The organism is Synechococcus sp. OH20 (genome assembly GCF_047502685.1).
In the GTDB taxonomy this organism is placed as follows: Bacteria; Cyanobacteriota; Cyanobacteriia; order Thermostichales; family Thermostichaceae; genus Thermostichus.
The window spans coordinates 44277-62379 of record NZ_JANSIQ010000002.1 but is presented as its reverse complement, the minus strand read 5'-3'; the positions used below and the strand labels follow the sequence as shown (position 1 = coordinate 62379).

At 60.6% G+C, this 18103-nt stretch carries 9 protein-coding genes; 4 read left to right on the top strand and 5 right to left on the bottom strand.

Annotated features, from left to right (window positions below; genetic code table 11):
- Positions 1-134 precede the first annotated feature (134 nt).
- From NW826_RS00305 to hpsA, 4 genes are all read right to left on the bottom strand, one after another.
- A complete protein-coding gene (locus NW826_RS00305; RefSeq protein ID WP_414509154.1) occupies positions 135-686 on the bottom strand; it encodes a Tfp pilus assembly protein FimT/FimU in 552 nt (183 codons plus the stop codon).
- Between the two features lie 14 nt (positions 687-700).
- Positions 701-1819, bottom strand: coding sequence for a PilW family protein (locus tag NW826_RS00300; RefSeq protein WP_414509153.1), 1119 nt, complete (start codon positions 1817-1819; stop codon positions 701-703).
- 55 nt (positions 1820-1874) lie between these two features.
- Positions 1875-2639 (bottom strand): prepilin-type N-terminal cleavage/methylation domain-containing protein, encoded by a 765-nt coding sequence (locus tag NW826_RS00295; protein WP_414509152.1) that lies wholly within the window; start codon positions 2637-2639, stop codon positions 1875-1877.
- Between the two features lie 67 nt (positions 2640-2706).
- Positions 2707-10236, bottom strand: coding sequence for a hormogonium polysaccharide biosynthesis protein HpsA (gene hpsA, locus NW826_RS00290; protein ID WP_414509151.1), 7530 nt, complete (start codon positions 10234-10236; stop codon positions 2707-2709).
- A gap of 237 nt (positions 10237-10473) precedes the next feature.
- Between hpsA and NW826_RS00285 the strand changes: the two genes are divergently transcribed.
- Both NW826_RS00285 and NW826_RS00280 read left to right on the top strand, forming a co-directional pair.
- The gene (locus tag NW826_RS00285; protein ID WP_414335357.1) at positions 10474-12252 is read left to right on the top strand and encodes a flavin reductase; all 1779 of its coding nucleotides are present in this window, start codon (positions 10474-10476) and stop codon (positions 12250-12252) included.
- Between the two features lie 50 nt (positions 12253-12302).
- A complete protein-coding gene (locus tag NW826_RS00280) occupies positions 12303-13265 on the top strand; it encodes a DUF726 domain-containing protein (RefSeq protein ID WP_414509150.1) in 963 nt (320 codons plus the stop codon).
- 131 nt (positions 13266-13396) lie between these two features.
- Here the strand turns inward: NW826_RS00280 and pheT are convergent, their stop codons facing one another.
- Entirely contained in the window at positions 13397-15874 is a 2478-nt protein-coding gene (gene pheT, locus NW826_RS00275) for a phenylalanine--tRNA ligase subunit beta (protein WP_414509171.1), read from the bottom strand.
- A 169-nt stretch (positions 15875-16043) separates the two neighbouring features.
- Between pheT and NW826_RS00270 the strand changes: the two genes are divergently transcribed.
- Positions 16044-16580, top strand: coding sequence for a thioredoxin domain-containing protein (locus NW826_RS00270; protein WP_414509149.1), 537 nt, complete (start codon positions 16044-16046; stop codon positions 16578-16580).
- A 115-nt stretch (positions 16581-16695) separates the two neighbouring features.
- The gene (locus tag NW826_RS00265) at positions 16696-17760 is read left to right on the top strand and encodes a spermidine/putrescine ABC transporter substrate-binding protein (protein ID WP_414335349.1); all 1065 of its coding nucleotides are present in this window, start codon (positions 16696-16698) and stop codon (positions 17758-17760) included.
- Positions 17761-18103: the final 343 nt, after the last annotated feature.

Sequence of the window (18103 nt, the reverse complement as noted above, 5' to 3'; positions counted from 1 at the left end):
ACAAGCCACCCATAACTCCCCTCTCCCTCAGGGAGAGGGGCCGGGGGTGAGGGATGGGAGAGGGGCCGGGGGTGGTCGCGTGAGCGGCGCGGAGCGCTTGGGCTGGGATCGGCAGCCTGACTATCCTACCCCAACTAGCCTTCCCCTGCCTCGTTGGCGACGTTGCCACATTCTGGCCTGTTGTCCTTGCGGAGAGTGCCGATCAAAGTGCTCACCACCACGCAGCGGTTTTCGCCCTGGGAGTAGGTGCTGCTGACTACGAAGCGCCCCAACTGACGCGCCCGCCCTTCCGAGTCAAAGACGGCTCTGTCATCAGGGAAGTTATTGCCTACCGTTACAAAATTATTCAGGCGCACCCGCTGACAAGGGATCGGCTCATCGCAAAGGCCTTCCTCGTCTTGGATCACCAGCGTGGGGACATTCGGATCTGAGTTATCGATTTCAACCACCCAAGCACGGCCTTGGAGAGAAGCTCTGGCGTTGGCGCGGGCGGTGCGCAGGGCCCGCTCCACCTTGTTTTGCGCGTCTTCTAGTTGGATGCGCGCCCAGATGTTGATCCCGGAGGGAACAGACAGGACGGCCAGAATGCCGATAATGACCACCACCGCCAGGACCTCTGTCAGCGTGAAGCCCTGGGATCGAAGCGGCCGCGCCGGGCCAATGGTTTTTTTCTCCAAGGCCAACATGGTGGACATTCCCCCTAGGAGAGTTGACGGTTGATAACACCGCGGGCAAGAACCCGAGTTTGCAGCGGCAGCAGGTAGCGCGACACCTCTGAGATATCGACGCTGGTGGCATCCTGAATGTAGCGACGGAAGAGGCCGGGGTTGGCCCGCTCCATGGCCGTGGCCGTGATGTTGATGACCACATCCTGGGGTCGGTCGGCGCCGGGGCTGCGCCGCACGCAGACGTAGAAGCCCACGTCGTTCTGGTTATCTGCCAACCCTGAGAAGGTGACGCCGTTGGGTTTGCCGCCGCCAAAGGCATAGCCCTGCGGGCAAGCGGGTGCAACCTGCGGACTCCCCTCCCGGCTGCTGAAGATGTTGGAGACCAGAGCTATCAGGCGGGGGCCATCCGCCCTGCTGGCAATGGGGATCTGGCGTGCTCGGGCCTGCTCAGAAGGCCAAGCAAGGAAACCTTCCCGGAACGGATCGGGATCTTCAACAAAGAACGGGCTGCGACCAGCGCAGTCATTTTGACCCTGAGTGTTGAGGGGGCGTAACTCAAAACGCTCGATCCGCGCGTTGCCTTCCCAAGGAGTGTCCCCTGTTGGGTTGCCGGCGTTGTTGTAGTTGCGGCGCAGGTAGTACACCACCAGGGTGTAAATGCCGCGGCGGCTGAGCAGCGTTTCCCAATCCGTATTTCTGCCGTTTGTGAGCGGGAACCCAGCAGGTGGTTCAGCAGGCAAGGTAGCACGGCCTTCGCGAATCTGTTGCAAGGTGGGGTTGCCCGCGTAGCATCCCCGCGGGATCGGTTCCAGCTTCCAAAGGGCAACAACCGGGATAGCGTCATCGGGGCGGCGGATCCAGCCTGGCTCGTAAAGCCGCTGGGTAACATCTGGGATCCCGTCTCCGTTGGGCTGTTCGGTGTCGTTGTAAATGTAGAGAGCTTCTGCCAGATCCTGCTGGATATATTCCATGGCCTGGGTCAGCTCCGCCTGCACCTGGGTGCGGCCCGTCTCTTCCCGATCCAGCCGCATCGTCTCCACGACGATCATCCCTGTGGCCAGGAGAAAGATGGAGGCAATCAGCAGCGAGACCAACAGCTCGATGAGGGTAAACCCTCTGCTGGCTCGGCGGCGAAAGATCCTGAAAAACATAGGGCAACACCCCCATCTTGCAACAGGTTTTGCGGAAAGGAACTTAGGCTCTACCTCAGGTTTCAACAGGACTGGCAGGCAGGGGGAAAGCCCGGCACCTCTCGATGGGATCCGCACCTATGGTAATGGCTATCTGCCGGCAAACATCTCCCAAGTCGGCGGCGGAGTTAATTTCTACAAAGGAGGTGGCCAGGGGAAAGAGCCAGACATCGGCATTGGCCAAGTTTTGGTTGGCCGAAACCAGCTCCGTTCCCAATCCAGGCAGCGCTTGGCGCGTGTCTGGATCAAAAGAAAAGCGGTGGTAAACCCGCACGCCCAGGCGAAAGCTGCAGGGCACCCCCTCAATAACCGTTCTTTCCCGCCGGTCGATGCAGGGCGCTCCCTCGTCGCGGAAGGTTTGGATGACGTATTCTTCCGGGTTCCGCCCCGGCACTTGAACTTGCGCCAGGCGAAGGGAATAGTTGTCTTTGTGCGTGTAGTTGCCGGCATTTGCATCGGCGGGCATCTCGTCAGGGGGTGGGGTGTTGGCCAGCGGATCTTCTCCCACTCTGGGCAGACGATCCCGTTGAGCCGGATCCTGAAAAGCCTTTGGAGCAGCCGACAGCTCGATATCCACCAGGGTGCGGATGCGATCCACCTCCTCCTGGGCCAGGCGGTTGGCCAGCTCCACCCGCTCGCTCATGGCCCGCCGGTAGGCAACTAAGGTAAGGGCAGGGGCAAGAGCAGTCATGGCCAGCGCCACGATGATCACCGAGGCCAACACCTCAATGAGGGTAAAGCCCTCTGCTGCCGATTGCCGCCAAAGCCGACCCTTGCTCATCGATCCCTCCCTATTTCGCCCCTACTTTAATTTGCCCCTGACCGGACGGATCTATATCAGCTCCATATCAATTGAACTCATTGCAGCCGCCAATCTGGGCAGACGGATCCAACGGCACACCCGGCTGATCCTGGAGCGCGCAGCGCAGCCGCCGCACATACGGATCTTGTGGATCCAGCTCGCGCAGGAACTCGGTGCGCGCGTTGGAGGGGAATTGGAAGCGGCTGGAGACGGCGCCGGGGCGGCGGGCAATCTGCAGGCCCACGTCGTAGCCGAAGCGGCGGTTGGGTGGGGAGTAGTAGTCGTAGCCGAGCACAAAGGTTGGATCCGGCACCAGGTTGGGCGGCTCGAAGCTGCGCTGCAGGAAGGGGCCGGTGGCATAGGTGCTGTAGTTGAGCTGGATCATTGAGCCGCTGAAGAAGAGGTTGGTATTTCTCCACAGCTCGTTGAGGCGCAGGAAGTTGTGCATGCCGCCGGCGGTTTGATCCAGCCGCGAGGGGAGCACGCCGCTAACAGCCACCGCGTTGACCCGCGTCTCTCGGGCAGGCTGCAGTTGCCGGTTTTGGCTGCCGTCGTCGTTGCGGCGGCGCTGGTTCGGGTCGGTGGAGGCCAGTTCTTGGAAGCGGGGAATAGGAATGGGTCGCCGCGTCACCTCGTCCAGGATCACGCCCAGCACCGGGTTGTTGCCAGCAAAGCCGGTGGTGGGCTTGTTCAGATCCAGGGTAAAGGGCTCCACATCCACCCACTCGGGGTTATTGCCGCCGCCGCCATCCCGATCAACCTGTACCTGGATGGTGTTGCCGTTGGGCTTGATGTAGAAGCAGAGGCCGTTGCGGATTTTTTCGCTGTCCCCATCGCCCCTATCGTCGATGTAGTAGCCGTCCGCGTACTTGGATGCGGGGGTGTAGCCCTGGGTCGCAGCGGTCTTGTTGACGCGGGCGTAGGGGTTGAGTGCCATTTGGGGTTGGATCTCTAGCCCTTGCTGGTTGGGAGCCGAATCAAACCCAAACAGCGGATCCCGATCCAAAACCTCATCCGGATCCGGCTGCCCGTTCCCGTTTTTATCCTCAAAGCGCAACGTGCTGGGGCGGCTGGCACCGGTGTAGGCGGTGTACTTGAAGCGGTCGTTGAAGTTGGGGCGGAACACGCCCGGCACCCAGAAGCCGCCATCGGGGCCGACTTTCTCCTCAGAGTCGCAGCGGACGGTTGGATTCTCTGGATTCTTTTCGTCGAGCAACCGGCGCCGCAGCCGCCGTGCCCAGTCCTCGGTGCCTAGAGCCGGCTTGCCAGGAATCTCTGGAGCGGGTTTTTCGGCAGGGCGGATGCCCGGCTCTTTGCTGGGGTTGGCAATCTCGGTGAGCAGCAAGTTACTCTTCAGGCCGTTGCGGGCGGCATGGGCCGGCTCGCCGAAGATCCAGTTGAAGGCGGCCTGCAGGGCTTCGGCAGGGTTGGGCCACTTGGGCGGCTTGGGCACCCCTGCTTTCACCTCCAGCACCGGCGAAAGCCGCGGCTCTAGGGCAATGGTTACACCTTCATCGGCAGCCTGGGCCACGTCGTGGACGCTGATCGTCTCCGGCTCCGGCTCAGCTTGAACTTCACCCACGGGGCGCAGCTCCACCGTGTTGGGCTTGGCCGCCATCCACTCGCCCAAGGGGCTCTTGCCGGGAGCATCGGGCGCAAAGGTACCTGGCCCGCAAGGCCGCCCTTGACAGGTGAGATTTTGTGACTGCGTCGTGGTTGGTTGGCAGGTGGGGCTGCTGGTACCGGCGATGAGGGTGCCCGTCCGAGTTTGGGTAAAGGTTTTGGTTGTGCCGCAGGCAATTTGGTTGATGACCTCGTCGCAGCTAGCCGGCGACCAAGGGCCCCAGTTGTAGTTGCAAGTTTGCGGGCAGGTAACCTGTTGGGTTTGCGTCGTAGTGGTGGTTCCGCAGATCGAGGTGCAGGTCTCGGTGCGGGTTTGGGTTATCTTCAGGCCGCCGTTGGCCACTGTGCACGCAGGAGTCCAGGCTGTATAGGTGCATTGAGCACCCGGCGGCTGGCAGGTGATGGTTTGGGTTTGGGTTTCGTTGAAGGGAGCTTGGCTGGTACAGAGCGGCGTAACCGTACGGGTGCGGGTTTGGGTGATGGTGGCCCGGCTGCACTGCTGCTGCTGGGTGCACTGAGGACTCCAGTCCGACCAATTCCCGTAGTTGTACTGTGGGTAGCAGGTGAACTGCCGGGTTTGGGGCGTCGGCGGCGTGCCGGGGCAGCCGGCGGGCAGCCTGGCTGTTTTGGTTTGGGTGATGGTCTTTGGCTGACAAATATTGGGTTCACAAGCGGGCGTCCAATTATTATCCCAAATGGGATCACAATTGAGGCTGACCGCGCAGTACTTCTGATTGGGCAGCAGATCTTTGTTCGGATCCGGCTGGCAAGGCAGGTTGACTGGCGGCAGCGGCTTTAGGTAGCGCAGGTCGTAGTCTTCCAGATCGCTGCCATCGCGGGTAGCAAAGCGCAATCGCGCAGTGCCGGTGTTTTCATAGGTCTGGATCTCTACCAGGTAGGGAGAGTCCTGGGATGGATCCGCGCAGTCCAGCTCCAGGCGCAGGGTGACCTGGTTGCTGCCGCTATCCTGCCAGGCCTCGGCCCCTGCCGCGTCCTGCCCTAGGCCGCTGAGGGGATTGCCGTTCCAAACGCCGCGGTTGATGAAGGTGGGTGGCTCCGCGGGGTTGGAAGGGGTGAATCTGGAGTTGCGCCGAATGATCAGCCGCACGCCATCGTCGCCATCGAGGATGCGGTAGCTCTGCAGGCCCGGCCAGCGGGGATAGAGCTCCCCTACCCAGCGGACGACGAAGAAATCGTTGCCGTTGTTGTTGCCACTGCCGGATCCACCAGTTCTGCGCCGCCAGCAGGAGCGTAGGAAGTTGAACTGGTTGGGGTTGAATGGTTGGTGGAGCTCGCTAGTTCCCTGTCCGTTGGGGAGCAGCCTAGTGAGGTCGTATCCAATGCGAGGGCTGCCGACAGGCTTATAGGAATAGCCGATGTCATCCGCATCGATGGGCGCATTCGGCAGGCCGTTATTGCCGTCTGGCTCTCCGCAACTGGGCATCCAGAACCAGTCGCCGCGATCCCGGCGATCCGGACTAGGATCAGGCGGGATGAAAGGTGGCTGAGGCTCCCAAAGATTCGGCGGCGAGAGAATTGGCACCGACAGGCGGCAAAGGGGCTGCAGGATGTCAGACAAAGAGCTGCTGCAAGTGGGGAAATTGTTGTACAGCATCCGCTTGAAGGGAGACCTTGAATCCCGGGACGTGCTGCTGCCGAACTGGTACTGGAAGCCACCCCACCCGGGGAAACCAGGGCCGCTGCGGGCAAAAGGTGCTAGGTTAGCTGGATTATCGATAGCGTTGCGCACGCAGGCCCAGCGCTGGTCGTTGGTGGCGCTGCCCAAGTTGGTCGTGGGACAGCTCGGCGCACTGCTGGTGTAGCCGTTGTTGTATTGACCGATGGCCTCCGGCACCCCCTGGGCCGGGAACACCGGATCCGGCCAGCGCACCGCCCGCAGGTAGGGCAGGTTGGCGCTTTGAACATCTTGGGGTTTGGTGGGCAGAGGGCCCACCTCCTGGCCCCTGGGGTTGGTGGCAAACCCTGTGTTGCGGTTGTACTCGTTCTGCGGGCTCCTGATCCAGCCGTTGTAGTACTCGGCCAGCAGGCCAGCGCCGCCAGGGTTCGGGCAGGGCCCGATGGGAGCCACCATCACCCAGCGGGAGGTATCCAGCACCGGGTTGCCCAAGGCGGAGATGCGCACGCCGAAGTTGGCATAGCCCGTGTCTGGCGCCCGCAACTGCCGCTCCGCCGGCACGCCACCGCCCGCCGTCAAGTCATCGGTGCTGTTGCGGTGCTCAAAGTGCTCAAAGATGGTGTCGCGGGCAAACACGTCCGGCCAGCCGGGCTGGTTGGTGTTGTCGCCCAGGTTCTGGGCCCCGCCGGTGTTGTCGAAGCGCAGGACACCGGCGCCATCGTTATTCGGATCCGGAGCCGGCCAGTTGTTGCCGCGGATCACCAGCGCCTGGTTGAGGAAGGAGGTGTTGGCCCCTAGGTTTGGCCCGCTGCAGCCGTAGTAGTCGTTGCGGCGAGGAGCCGAGGCCCGCTGTGGGTTGCCCTGGTAGTCGCGGTTGGCCACAAAGCTGCTGCCGCCGCCATTGAGGGTGCCATCCTGGACAAAGCCATCGTCAATGCTGCCATCGCAGAAATCGGCGGAGAGGATATTGACCGAGTCGCCTATGATCTCGCTGGGCCGCCAGAGATCCTGGGCTGCCCGGGCAAAGCCCCGATCTTCATTCTTCCGGAGTCGCTTGTAGAAGTTGTCGTAAAGGCCGTCTGATCCAAAAGTGAGGCGAGTGGTGAACTCCTCCAGCCGATTGCCTCCTGCCGTCTGGTGCAGGTTAAAGTCCCCTTGGATGTAGACGGGGTTGTCGGAAATAAAGGAGAGGCCAAAGACGGCTTCATCGAGGTTAAACCCACCCCGCGCCAACACTGCCCCATTGCGCAGCCGGAAGCCATAGGGCCGCCGATCCGGATCGGGGTAGTAGTCCACCGGCTTAGGACTGAGGCCCTCGTTGGAGACAGGCGGATCGCCGACCGGTTGGTTGCGACCAGGCTGACCGGCATTCATGATGAAGGGAAGGGTGCCACGGGCGTTTGCCGCTTGCCAGGCAGTTTGATAGGCGGTGAAGTTGGTCAAAGGCGGGCGGGCAATGGCATCCTCCCGCACCGCATCTTCCCGGAAGGCGTAGAAAATACCCCCTTCGCGGCCTTCTTGCACGCCGGCAGGCAGCCAAGTATCTCCGTTAATCAAGCCGTTGGCCTGACCATTGGCGTTGTTGGTCAAAAGGGCCAGGTCGATGTTGAGGGCCCGCACCGCCATTGCCTCGCGGCCATCGTAAAACACCGAATCTTTGAAGGGCACGCGATGGCACTGGTCGCCGACCTGGATCAGCTCCATCTGGTTGCTGTTGGGGTGGTTGCCACCGAGTAGGGTGCTGCTGGGGCAAGTGGCAGTGGCACGGGGCAAACGCCAGTCGTTGATGGTGGAGCGAGGCCGAAGAGCCACTTGCTCAAGGTCGGTTACTGCCTGGTAGGTGGCAGCCGGCAGCCAGGAGTAGGCGCCTCGCCGCTCGCTCTCTATGGGATCCGCCTGGCCAAAGTCGCTGGTGGGGAAGATGTAGCGCAGCGGCAGGTAGAAGCGGTTAGAGGCATTCAGATCACCCCTACGGCTGGCTTGAATGTCATCCCGAAGGATCTGAGCTGCTGGATCCCCGGCGTTGGCAGCCGCCTCAATCCGCAGAATGTTGTCGGCCAGCATGCCCAGCATGCAACCCGCCGTCTGCAGCGTGGTTTGATCCGCCAAGCTGAGGTTGTTCGGGTTGTTGATGATTCGCCGCAGCTCGGAGAAGTTGCCAAAGGCAGTGATGAACGGATCTGGGTGGATGCGGCCCGCCTCCTGCCTGGGCGGATAGGCTCCGTCGGGGTCGCCGGCAAAATTGGCCAGGTTGGTCAGCGCCGTCCACAGGGCTGTGCCAGGCCGCAGCCGCTCTTGCATCGGCGCAGGGTCATATTCCCAGACGTTGGTGCCCTGGCCGGTGAAGAAGTTGATGCCCAGTTGATTGGTCTGATCGCCGGCGGGGAAGGTGGAAGCCCGCTGCAAGCTCCAGGGAGTGCCGGGGTGAGCCACCGTGGCCAGGCAGGCGATGGGGAAGCGCCCATCTTGGTGGCTGTGGTGGTAAACCGCCGTGGCCTGCACTGCTGCCGGGTTGTCCCGCAGGGTCAAGCGTTGCCGCGCCTCGTTGCTGATGAAAATGGCCTGTAGCTTAGTGGGATCATTGGGATCGCCCCCTGGCACCAACGGCAGCGGCAAAGAGTCGGTGCGGGTCAGCTCCAGGCGCTGCCCCACGATCACCCGCAGGCCTTCCACGCGGGCCCGCCGCTCCCAGTAGCCATCCAGCCCCACCTCGGCAAGCGCGCCTGGGGGTGGCTCGTCGGCCGTGAGGGATTCGCCCAGCTCATTTTCGGCCTCAGACGGGATTGTGTCACCTGCCCTGGCGTTGAACTTTTCGGCAAAGGTGGGCACGTTGCAGCCATTCTGCGGGTCAGGCGTCACGGGCGGACGTTCGTAGCTGGCCTTGGGCCCAAAGCGGTTGTCGGCCCGATAGACATCGTCCACGTAGGGAGGGCAGACCTGGTCGGAACCGGCCTGAAAACCGCCGGCCTTGATCCGTCCGGGGTTGGGCTCCCGTTTGGCGTTGAGGGGAGAAGCCGCCCATCCCGCTGCATCTGAGGCATAGGATCCGCGGGTGCGGATGCGGCCGAAAAGGTGGAGCTCCAGCGGATCCAGGGCCACATTCTCCGGCTCCACCCCGTTTTGCACCGAGTCAAAGTTCAGGTTGTTTAGCCGGGCCAACACGCTCGGCTCTACGTCTTGCTGGCCAGAGTGAACATCGAAAATCAGGGTATCGCTCACCTGCTGGCCGGCGTAGCCAATAGCCCCTGCCACCAGCTCTCCGAAGGCAGTAATCTCCGAGTTATCTACAGGCATGTAGAAGCAGGATTGCTCCGAGCTGATGGTGAAAGCCCGGAACAAGTTGTTGGGAGCATAGCGGAAGAAAAGGCTGCCGCCGGCGTAGATGGCGCCGTTCCAGTTGTAGCCGGGGGTGAAGAAAAACTCTAGGTCGCCGCGGCTGAAGGCCCCCCACTTGTTGAGGAGATCCCGCTTCCGATCCTGCTGGAACTGCAAAGCCGAGATGGCGCGGGTGGTGGAGTCGGCGCCTTGAATGGGCAAAGTGACGGCAAAGACCTGGAAAGGCTTGTACAGCGCCGATCCCACCTGGAACCAGTCTCCCACGTTGGGGTTGGCGGTCTGCTCGGCGGGGTTGTCGGTACAAGCGCCCAGAGCCGACCCTTGCAGAGGGCCACTGCGGATCAGCAACCGATGCGCCCGCTCTGTGTCGCTGATGTTAGCTTCAAAGCCTTGTTGTTCCTTCTGGTTCCTCACCGGCGCACGGCGATTATGAAGAATTGTATAGGCAGTAACCGAGTCGTTGACGCCGTTGTTGTCGGTGTCCACCAAAAACCACCAGGCCGGCGCCCGTACCGGCACAGGCAGGGTTTGCCCGGGGTTGTTGGGATCCTCCACCTCGATGTTGGTTGTAATTTCGAACTGGGTTTCATCGGGGAGGATGTAGGGCTCGTTCTCATCCCGCGGGAGCAGCCCTCCCGCCCCGTCGTTAATCAAGGCCGCGGCAAGTTGGGCATCAGTAGGGGTGCCAGCGGGCAGGCGGGGATCCCGCACCAAGTAGTCGATCTTGGCCCGCGCCCGGTCGATGGCGGCGTTTAGTTGTCGGCTAACCATCTGCCCCGCCCGTTCCACCTGGGTTTGGATGTTGCGCTGGGTGGAGCGGGTGAGCAGGCCCACCGTTACCAAGCTCAACACCAGCACAATCAAGATGGCGACCGGTAGAACAAAGCCACGCTCGCGGATCCTGCGCCGATCCACCGGGATCTTCAGAGAGCCAAGCAGACGCAGGGCAAGTTTGAGCAACAGCGGGGAAGGAGCAGGCATGGCCGTATCTCAGATAACGGGGAAAAGAGGGAGCACCTGTGCGAGTGCCAAGATAGCAACAGTATGCAAGGGATCCCGAGTTTCAGACATCCCCACCTCTGGGGGGAAGCGCCAGCTTGTTCATGCTGTATTTGCTTTTGGTTAAGCCAACCCGCAGCCTCCCGCAACTCTGAAAGGGGATCCCCAGTCCTTCAGCTTCGTGGCAAGCTGAAGACAGATGCCGCATCGGAGGCTGCTATGGAGAGTAGGATCCCCGCCCGTGATGTCCAAGTGGCCCATATCGGCCCGTCCACGTTGGTTCTCCGCTCCCGCACCTGGGATCGCTTGAAGTTTGAGCTGGAATATGCCCGGCAACGGGGCACCACCGCCAACAGCTACCTCATCCAGGCCCGCCAAACCCTTCTCATCGATCCGCCGGGGGAATCGTTCACCAACATCTTTCTGGAGGAGCTGGCCCAGCACCAATACCTGCAGCGGTTGGACTTTATTTTGCTCAGCCACGTCAACTTTAACCGCATTGCTACCCTCAAAGCCCTATTGCCTCTGGCTCCCTATGCAACGGTGCTCTGCTCCAAGCCGGGATCCATCACGCTGCGGGCCGCCTTTGAAGAGATGGATCCCGTGCCCCGCAGCCGCGACGAAGAAGAGGCAGCCGATCTGGGCATTACCTACAATGGCGACCAGTCTTTCCGCCTGCGGGTGCTCCGCGACGGGGATCGCCTGGATTTGGGGGAAGGGCATGAGCTGCACGTTCGCACCGTGCCCACGCCCCGCCACCCGGATGCCCTTTGTACCTACGACCCGGCCACCGGGATCCTGTTCACCGACAAGCTGTTTGGCGCCCATGTCTGCGACGAGCAGGTGTTTGACGAGCATTGGCGGCAGCTCAGCGAAGACCGCCGCTACTACTTCGACTGTTTGCACCGCAACCAATTGCCCCAGGTGAAGGCGGCCCTGGCTAAGTTGGAGGAGTTTCCCGCCCAAATCTACGCCCCTGCCCACGGCCCCTTGGTGCGCCACAGCCTGCGGCGGCTGCGCTTGGATTACCACGCTTGGTGCGAGGAGGATCCTGGCGAGCAGCGGGTGGCATTGCTCTTCACCTCGGCTTATGGGAATACAGGCATGATGGCTGTAGCCCTAGCTCAGGGGCTGGAACAGTCTGGGGTTACGGTGGAGCGAATTAACTGCGAATGGGCCACCCCTGACGAGATCGCCCAGGCCCTGGAGCGCTGTCAAGGGTTCATCATCGGATCCCCCACCTTGGCCGGCCATCCCCCTGTCCAGATCCAAACGGTTTTGGGCATCATCCTCTCTTCGGTTCCCACCAGCAAGTTGGCGGGGGTTTTTGGCTCCTACGGCTGGAGCGGCGAAGCGGTGGATCTCATCGAGAGCAAGTTGCTCAATGCCGGCTTTTCTTTGGGGTTTGAGACGATCCGCGCCAAGTTTAAGCCCACCCCTGCAATCCTACAAACTTGCCAAGAGGCGGGATCCCAGTTTGCCCAGGCGCTGCGCAAGGCCAAGCGAGCGCGTGCCCCCCGCCAAACCAGCAGCGAAACCCAGGCGGATCGGGTGGGACAGGCCTTGAGCCGGGTGGTGGGATCCCTCTGTGTGGTGACCGCCCTGCAAGATGGGATCCCGCGCGGCTTTCTCACCTCGTCGGTGGCCCAGGCCAGCTTCAACCCCCCCGGCCTAACCCTTTCTGTAACCAGGGACAGCGAGGCGGAACTGCTTATCCATCCCCAAGCGACCTTTGTGCTTAACATCTTGCGGGAGGGCAAAGGCAGTAGCCTGCAGCGACACTTTCAGCGGCCCCAGCGTCCTGGCGAAGACCGCTTTGCCGGCCTGGCCACGGCCACTGCCGAAAATGGCTGCCCGGTTCTATTGGATGCCCTGGCCTACCTAGAGTGCTGTGTCAAGACCTGGATGGAGTGTGGCGATCGCTACCTGGTCTATGCCGAGGTGGAACGGGGCAAAGTCCTGGATCCCACGGGGGTTACCGCCATGCGGCGCGGGTAAGATAGTACTAGTATTTTGCTGGTCTCAGCGCTCAGGGGGTGCCATTGACCATGCAGGACATTCTTGAGGGGGTCTTCAAAGGTTTTGCCCAGATTGGCGGAAAAGTTGTAGAGACCGCCTTTGATACAGGCAAGGTTACCGGGTCAGTTGCGCAAACTGTCATTGGTACAGGTATCGATACCATCCAAAAAGTTGGAGAAATTCTTCTTGGCACGGGTCAAACCACTTTCCAAGTCAGCCAGAAAGTTACAGAAATTGTTGTTGACTGGACTATCGAAGAGGTTACTCACCGTAGGCCTTGTTTGATCCGCATTGAACCCTCCCTGGGTTGGGACGAGGCCCTAGTTTTCATCAACGGTTTCCTTAGCGAAGGTGAAACCCAACCTTGGGAAAAAAGACTGTTGTGGGAAACACTCCGACGTGCCGGATGGCAGGGATCCCTGTACTACCTTTGGTGGGATGCTTCCAACCCGGCGAGTTTGACCTTGTCCCCTCTGAAGCTAGGGGTAGGATTACTTGCCCACTGGGAAGCCCACAAAGCAAAGGCCAAAGAAGTGGGACTGAAGTACGCCTATCGCCTGCTCTCTGCTTTGTCGGAAAGGCAGATTACCCTGATGGGGTTTTCCTTGGGGGCAAGGGTAGCCTACTACATCATGCGCGGTTGGCCCCAGACTGCAGATCGACGTCTTAAAGATGTTATCCTGCTCAGCGGTGCCGTTAGAAGGCAAGCCGATAAGAACTGGAGTCTACATATAGAAAATATCACTGGAAAGTTAGTAAATATCTACAACGAAGACGATTGGGTTCTGGCCTACGTCTTCAAAGTACCTTCCCTCAACCGCAGCCCCTGCGGGATCAAGCCAATTAAAGAGTTTCACCCCAGAATCGAGAATCTTAATGCCACTCACTTAATCGGCTCTGGGGAGCACAGCTACGCAGCCTATCTACCTCATCTAGAGCTTCTTCTGGATCAGAAGCTGGACTGGAAAGCGCGCAGCAGCCGTTTGTTATAGGTCATGTTGATTTTTGACATTGAAGCCAGAAGAGAGCGGCGGCAACTGTAGAGAAAGGTGTTGATCTCCAACTCCCCTCTCCCCTTGTGGGAGAGGGGGGGCGAATAGCAGTTGGGGCATGAAGCGGTCACTTAGCTGCGCAAGGTAACCGGAAATTGTTTTGCCAACTGGGCCCTCACCTGGTTTTGCAGGGCTTCTACCTCCGCATCTGTCAGGGTGCGATCGGCAGCGCGGTACACCAGGCGAAAGGCAAGGCTGCGCTGCCCCTCAGGTACTCCTTGGCCACGGTACTCGTCGAAAAGCTGCACCGATTGGAGAAGTTCTCCGCCGGCTTGGCGAATGACTTTCTCGATCTCGCCAACCGTGAGGTCAAGCGGCGCAAAGAAGGCGATATCCCGATCGGCAGCAGGAAAAGGCGAAAAGGGAGCAAATTGCACAATGCCTCGTCTCTCCAGGCTTTCCAGTAAGGGATCCAACTGCAACTCAAACCCATAGACCTGATCCGGCAGGCCCTTTTCCTGGCAAAGGCGGGGGTGCAACTGGCCGAACAAGCCGATGCGGGATCCTGCGATCCACAGGCCGGCCTGACGACCGGGGTGCAGCAGCGGCGATTGCGCCTCAGGGGGATCCAGACGCAACTCCGGGCCAAATCCCAGCCGCTCCAGCGCCGAGACCAGCAGCCCCTTGGCCTCAAACCAGTCCATGGGTCGGTTGCGGTGTTGCCAATCGTGGGGATTGGGATCCCCGCCCATAATGCCGCCGACATGCTCGGCCTCTTGGTAAGGGTGGGGGCTGGTGGGCAGGGCATGGGCAAAGACACGGCCAATCTCAAAAGCTTGTAGCGGGCCGTTGCCTTGATCCCAGTTGAAGCGGAAGGCCTCCACCAGGCCGGGCAGCAGCGCCTTGCGCACAGCGGAGTACTCCGGCGAAAGCGGATTGGCGATTTTCACCAGGGAGCTGTCCTCTTCCGCCGGACAGAGGGAGATGTGGTACACCTCCGTCAGGCCAATGCCGCGCAGCACCTCTCGGATCTGGCGCGTGAATGTTTCTCGTGTCGAAAGGGATCCCACCTGCGGCTCGGTGGGCAAGGTTTCCGAGAAGCGGTCATAGCCGTAGAGACGGGCAAACTCTTCGATGAGGTCGATCTCCCGCTCAATGTCCCGCAGGCGATAGGGGGGAACGGCGACCTGCCAAACGCAGCGGGCCACAGTTGCCGTCTCGGTGGCGGGGGAGAGGGCACTCCGGGAGCTGACCTCCTCGCAGCGAGAGAGCCGAAAGCCCAAAGCAGACAAGATCTCTTCCACATCCGCTGCCTGCACCTCGTCCCCCAACACATCGATCAGCCGCGACAGCCGCAGCTTCAAGGTGCGCTCTAAAGGCGGACGTTGGTCGAAGCGGGTAAGGCCTACTACCGATCCGCCCGCCAGCTCCAAAATAAGCTCTACCGCCCGATCCCGAGCCTGATCGAGGGTAGCAAAGTTCACGCCTCGCTCATAACGGGTGGAAGCCTCGGTGCGCAGCGAGTGGGAGCGGGCCGAGCGCCGCGTCACCGCCGGATCGAAGAGGGCTGCTTCCAAAAAGATGCGGGTGGTGGTCGAGCTGACTTCGGTCTCTTCCCCTCCCATGACCCCGGCCAAGGCTACCGGTTGGCCGCCGGCCACAATGAGATGGCTGTCGGGCTGCAGGGTGCGGGTGTGGCCGTCCAAGGTTTTCAAGGTTTCTCCCGGTTGGGCCAGGCGCACTTCAAGGGTGGGCTTTTTCTTGCCCATGACCTGGAGCAGGCGATCCCAGTCGAAAGCGTGCAGGGGCTGGCCCCACTCCAGCAGGATCAGGTTGGTAATATCCACAACATTGTTGATGGGGCGCATCCCGGCGGCGGCCAGTCGGTGTTTCAGCCAGTCGGGGGAGGGGCCGACTTTCACCCCTTCGATCAACACGCCGCTGTAGGCGGGGCAGGCTTTGGCGTCAGCAATGCGCAACTGAAAGTTGGGGATGGGCTGGGCCTGCAGAGGCTTGATGGGCGGCAGGTGCAGCGGGCTGCGGGTGAGGGCGGCCACCTCGCGGGCGATCCCCACCATGCTCAGGGCGTCGGCGCGGTTGGCGGTGGAAGTCAGATCCAGCACCACATCGTCCAGGCCCAGCAGCGGGCGCACATCAGAGCCAAGCGGGTGCAGGCTGAGATCCAAATCGGGCGGAAATTCGTGGATCCCTGGCGAAGCTTTCTCCAGTCCCAGCTCGGCCAAAGAACAGATCATGCCCTCCGAGATCACCCCGCGCTTGTCGGCTTTGGCAATGGTAAGGGAGATGGCGGGCAAATAGGTGCCGGGCGTGGCCACCGCTACGAGGATCCCGGCGCGAGCGTTGGCGGCTCCACAAACAATGGTTGCAGGCCGATCGGATCCCAAATCCACCTGACAAACCTGCAGCTTGTCGGCGTTGGGGTGAGGCTCGGCAGCCAAGATCCTGCCCAGAACGACGCCGTCTGCCCAACTGCGGCGATCTTCGATCTCTTCCACCTCAAACCCTGCCAGGGTGAGGGCTTCCCCCAGTTCTTCCGGTGCAAGTTGGAAATCCACCAGTTCTCGCAGCCACTTCAAGGAGATGCGCATCGCTGAGCCATCGGTCAAACGCCGCACCCATTATCGCTCACCTGGCCCTCTTCTCCAGCCGGGATCCCGGCCCAAAATGTTGCTCTGGCCGGAGCCGGCAGGACAGGCTGGGATGCTAAAACGGTGAGAGCCAGATCCACCAGATGTGCCGATCGCGAGGTAATGAACCATGAGGGAAAACTGGACAGAACGGCTGCGCAACGGGCTGGTTGCCCTGGTGGCGGTGGTCATGGCGGCTGGCCTGTTTTTGGCTAGCCAAAGTCGTCAGGCAGGCACCCACCTAGAAGCTCTGGCCCAAGAAGCCATACCTTGGGAGCAAGCTCAAGCCAACGGCAAACCTTCTTTGGTGGAGTTTTATGCCGATTGGTGCACCACCTGTCGAGCGATGGCGTCTCTCTTGGCCGACCTAAAAAAGGAATTTGCCGATCAAGTCAACTTTGTCATGCTCAATGTGGATAATCCCAAGTGGCTGCCGGAGCTGAGCCGCTACCGGGTAAACGGGATCCCGCATTTTCTGTTTTTGGATCGGCAGGGAGAGGTGCTGGGATCGGCAATTGGAGAACAGCCGCCGTCGATTTTGCGGGCCAATGTGTTGGCTCTGGCCACTGGGCGGCCTCTGCAGTTGACCAGTATTGGGCCGGTGTCTGAGCTGGAGCGGAGTAGACCCACCCTCCCCAATCAGCCGGATCCCCGCAGCCACGGGTAGAGTTTTGGCCGAACAGAAGCACATTCACAACATGCGACATATAGCCATGCCGCTCCCAAAAACTTAAGACAAAGCAGATACGATGTCTTCAACTTTTCCCAGTTGGAGAAACCTCATGAAAAAGTGGATTGCCTCGGCTACAACCCTGGCCTTTTGTGTGCTGATCCTGGCTCTGTTTTGGCCCCATGCCACCCCTGCCCAGAGGCAGACCCTCAACCTCTACATCTGGTCAGAATACATTGATCCCGACATTCTCACGGCTTTTGAGAAAGCCACCAATAGCCGCGTGGTGGTGAGTGTGTACGAATCCAACGAGGACATGATCGCCAAGCTGCGGGGGGGCGGCGTCAGCCAGTACGACATCGTCGTGCCCACCGACTACGTTGTGCCCAACATGGTGGAGCTGGGCCTGCTGCAGCCTCTTAACAAAGACCTGATTCCCAACCTGAGCAACCTGGGCGAGAAATTTGTCGACCTGCCCTTCGACCCAGAGAACACCTACACCGCTGCCTACCAGTGGGGCACCACCGGCATCGGCTACCGCAAAGACCGCCTGCCGGAAAACTTCGAGCGCTCTTGGGGATTGATTTTCGACCCGCAGCAGCAGTACGGCCCCTTTGTGATGATCGATGAGATGCGCTCCATGATTGCCGCGGCAGCCCTCTACCTGGGCTTCGATATCAACACCACTGCTCGCTCCGAACTGCAGCAGATCCAGCAGCTTTTGATCGAGACCAAACGCCGCAGCGCCGGCCTCATCGGAGGCGTAGGAGGCAAAAATCAACTCGTCTCCGGAACGGCCAATGTGGCGATTGTCTACAGTGGCGACGCGCTGCAGGCGACCGAAGAAAACCCCAATATCGGCTATTTCGTCCCTCGCGAGGGCGCTCACATTTGGCTGGACGTGATGGCCATCCCTGCCAAAGCCCCCAATCCTGAGCTGGCCAATCGCTTCATCAACTTCATTTTGGATGCCGAGGTCGGCGCCCAGTTGAGCAACCACAACCGCTTCGCCACCCCCAACGCCGCAGCGCTGCCCCTGATCGATCCGGAAGATCGGAAAAATCCGGCCATCTACCCCGATGAAGAAACCTTTGCCAAACTGGGCTACCTCAAGGTGCTGTCAGGGGAAGAGCTGCGCCTCATCGACGCCCTCTGGACAACGGTGAAAAGCAGGTGAACGACTCCCGACACTCATCTTCGTTGAGTAAACACAACTTAGATAGAGTACGGCTTCACGCTTCACAGACTTGTTTGTACAGAGGTCTCAGCGTGCGGCCACCGTGCGACCCACGGCGGGAAACTCTCCAGAGATTTAACTTGTTCTCCTCAAGTGTAGGACGAACGGCTTGCATCCCGACACTGATTGGCTCTTGAGTCAACACAATTCACCAATACAGTGCGGAGCTTCCCGCCGATTAAGCTAAAGAACTGCAAAAGTTTTCCCCTATACACCTAAACCTTAAATTTTCTTGGGCAGAACCCCTGCAGCTTGGCTCAACCCTTGCCGCCTGTGGATAGAT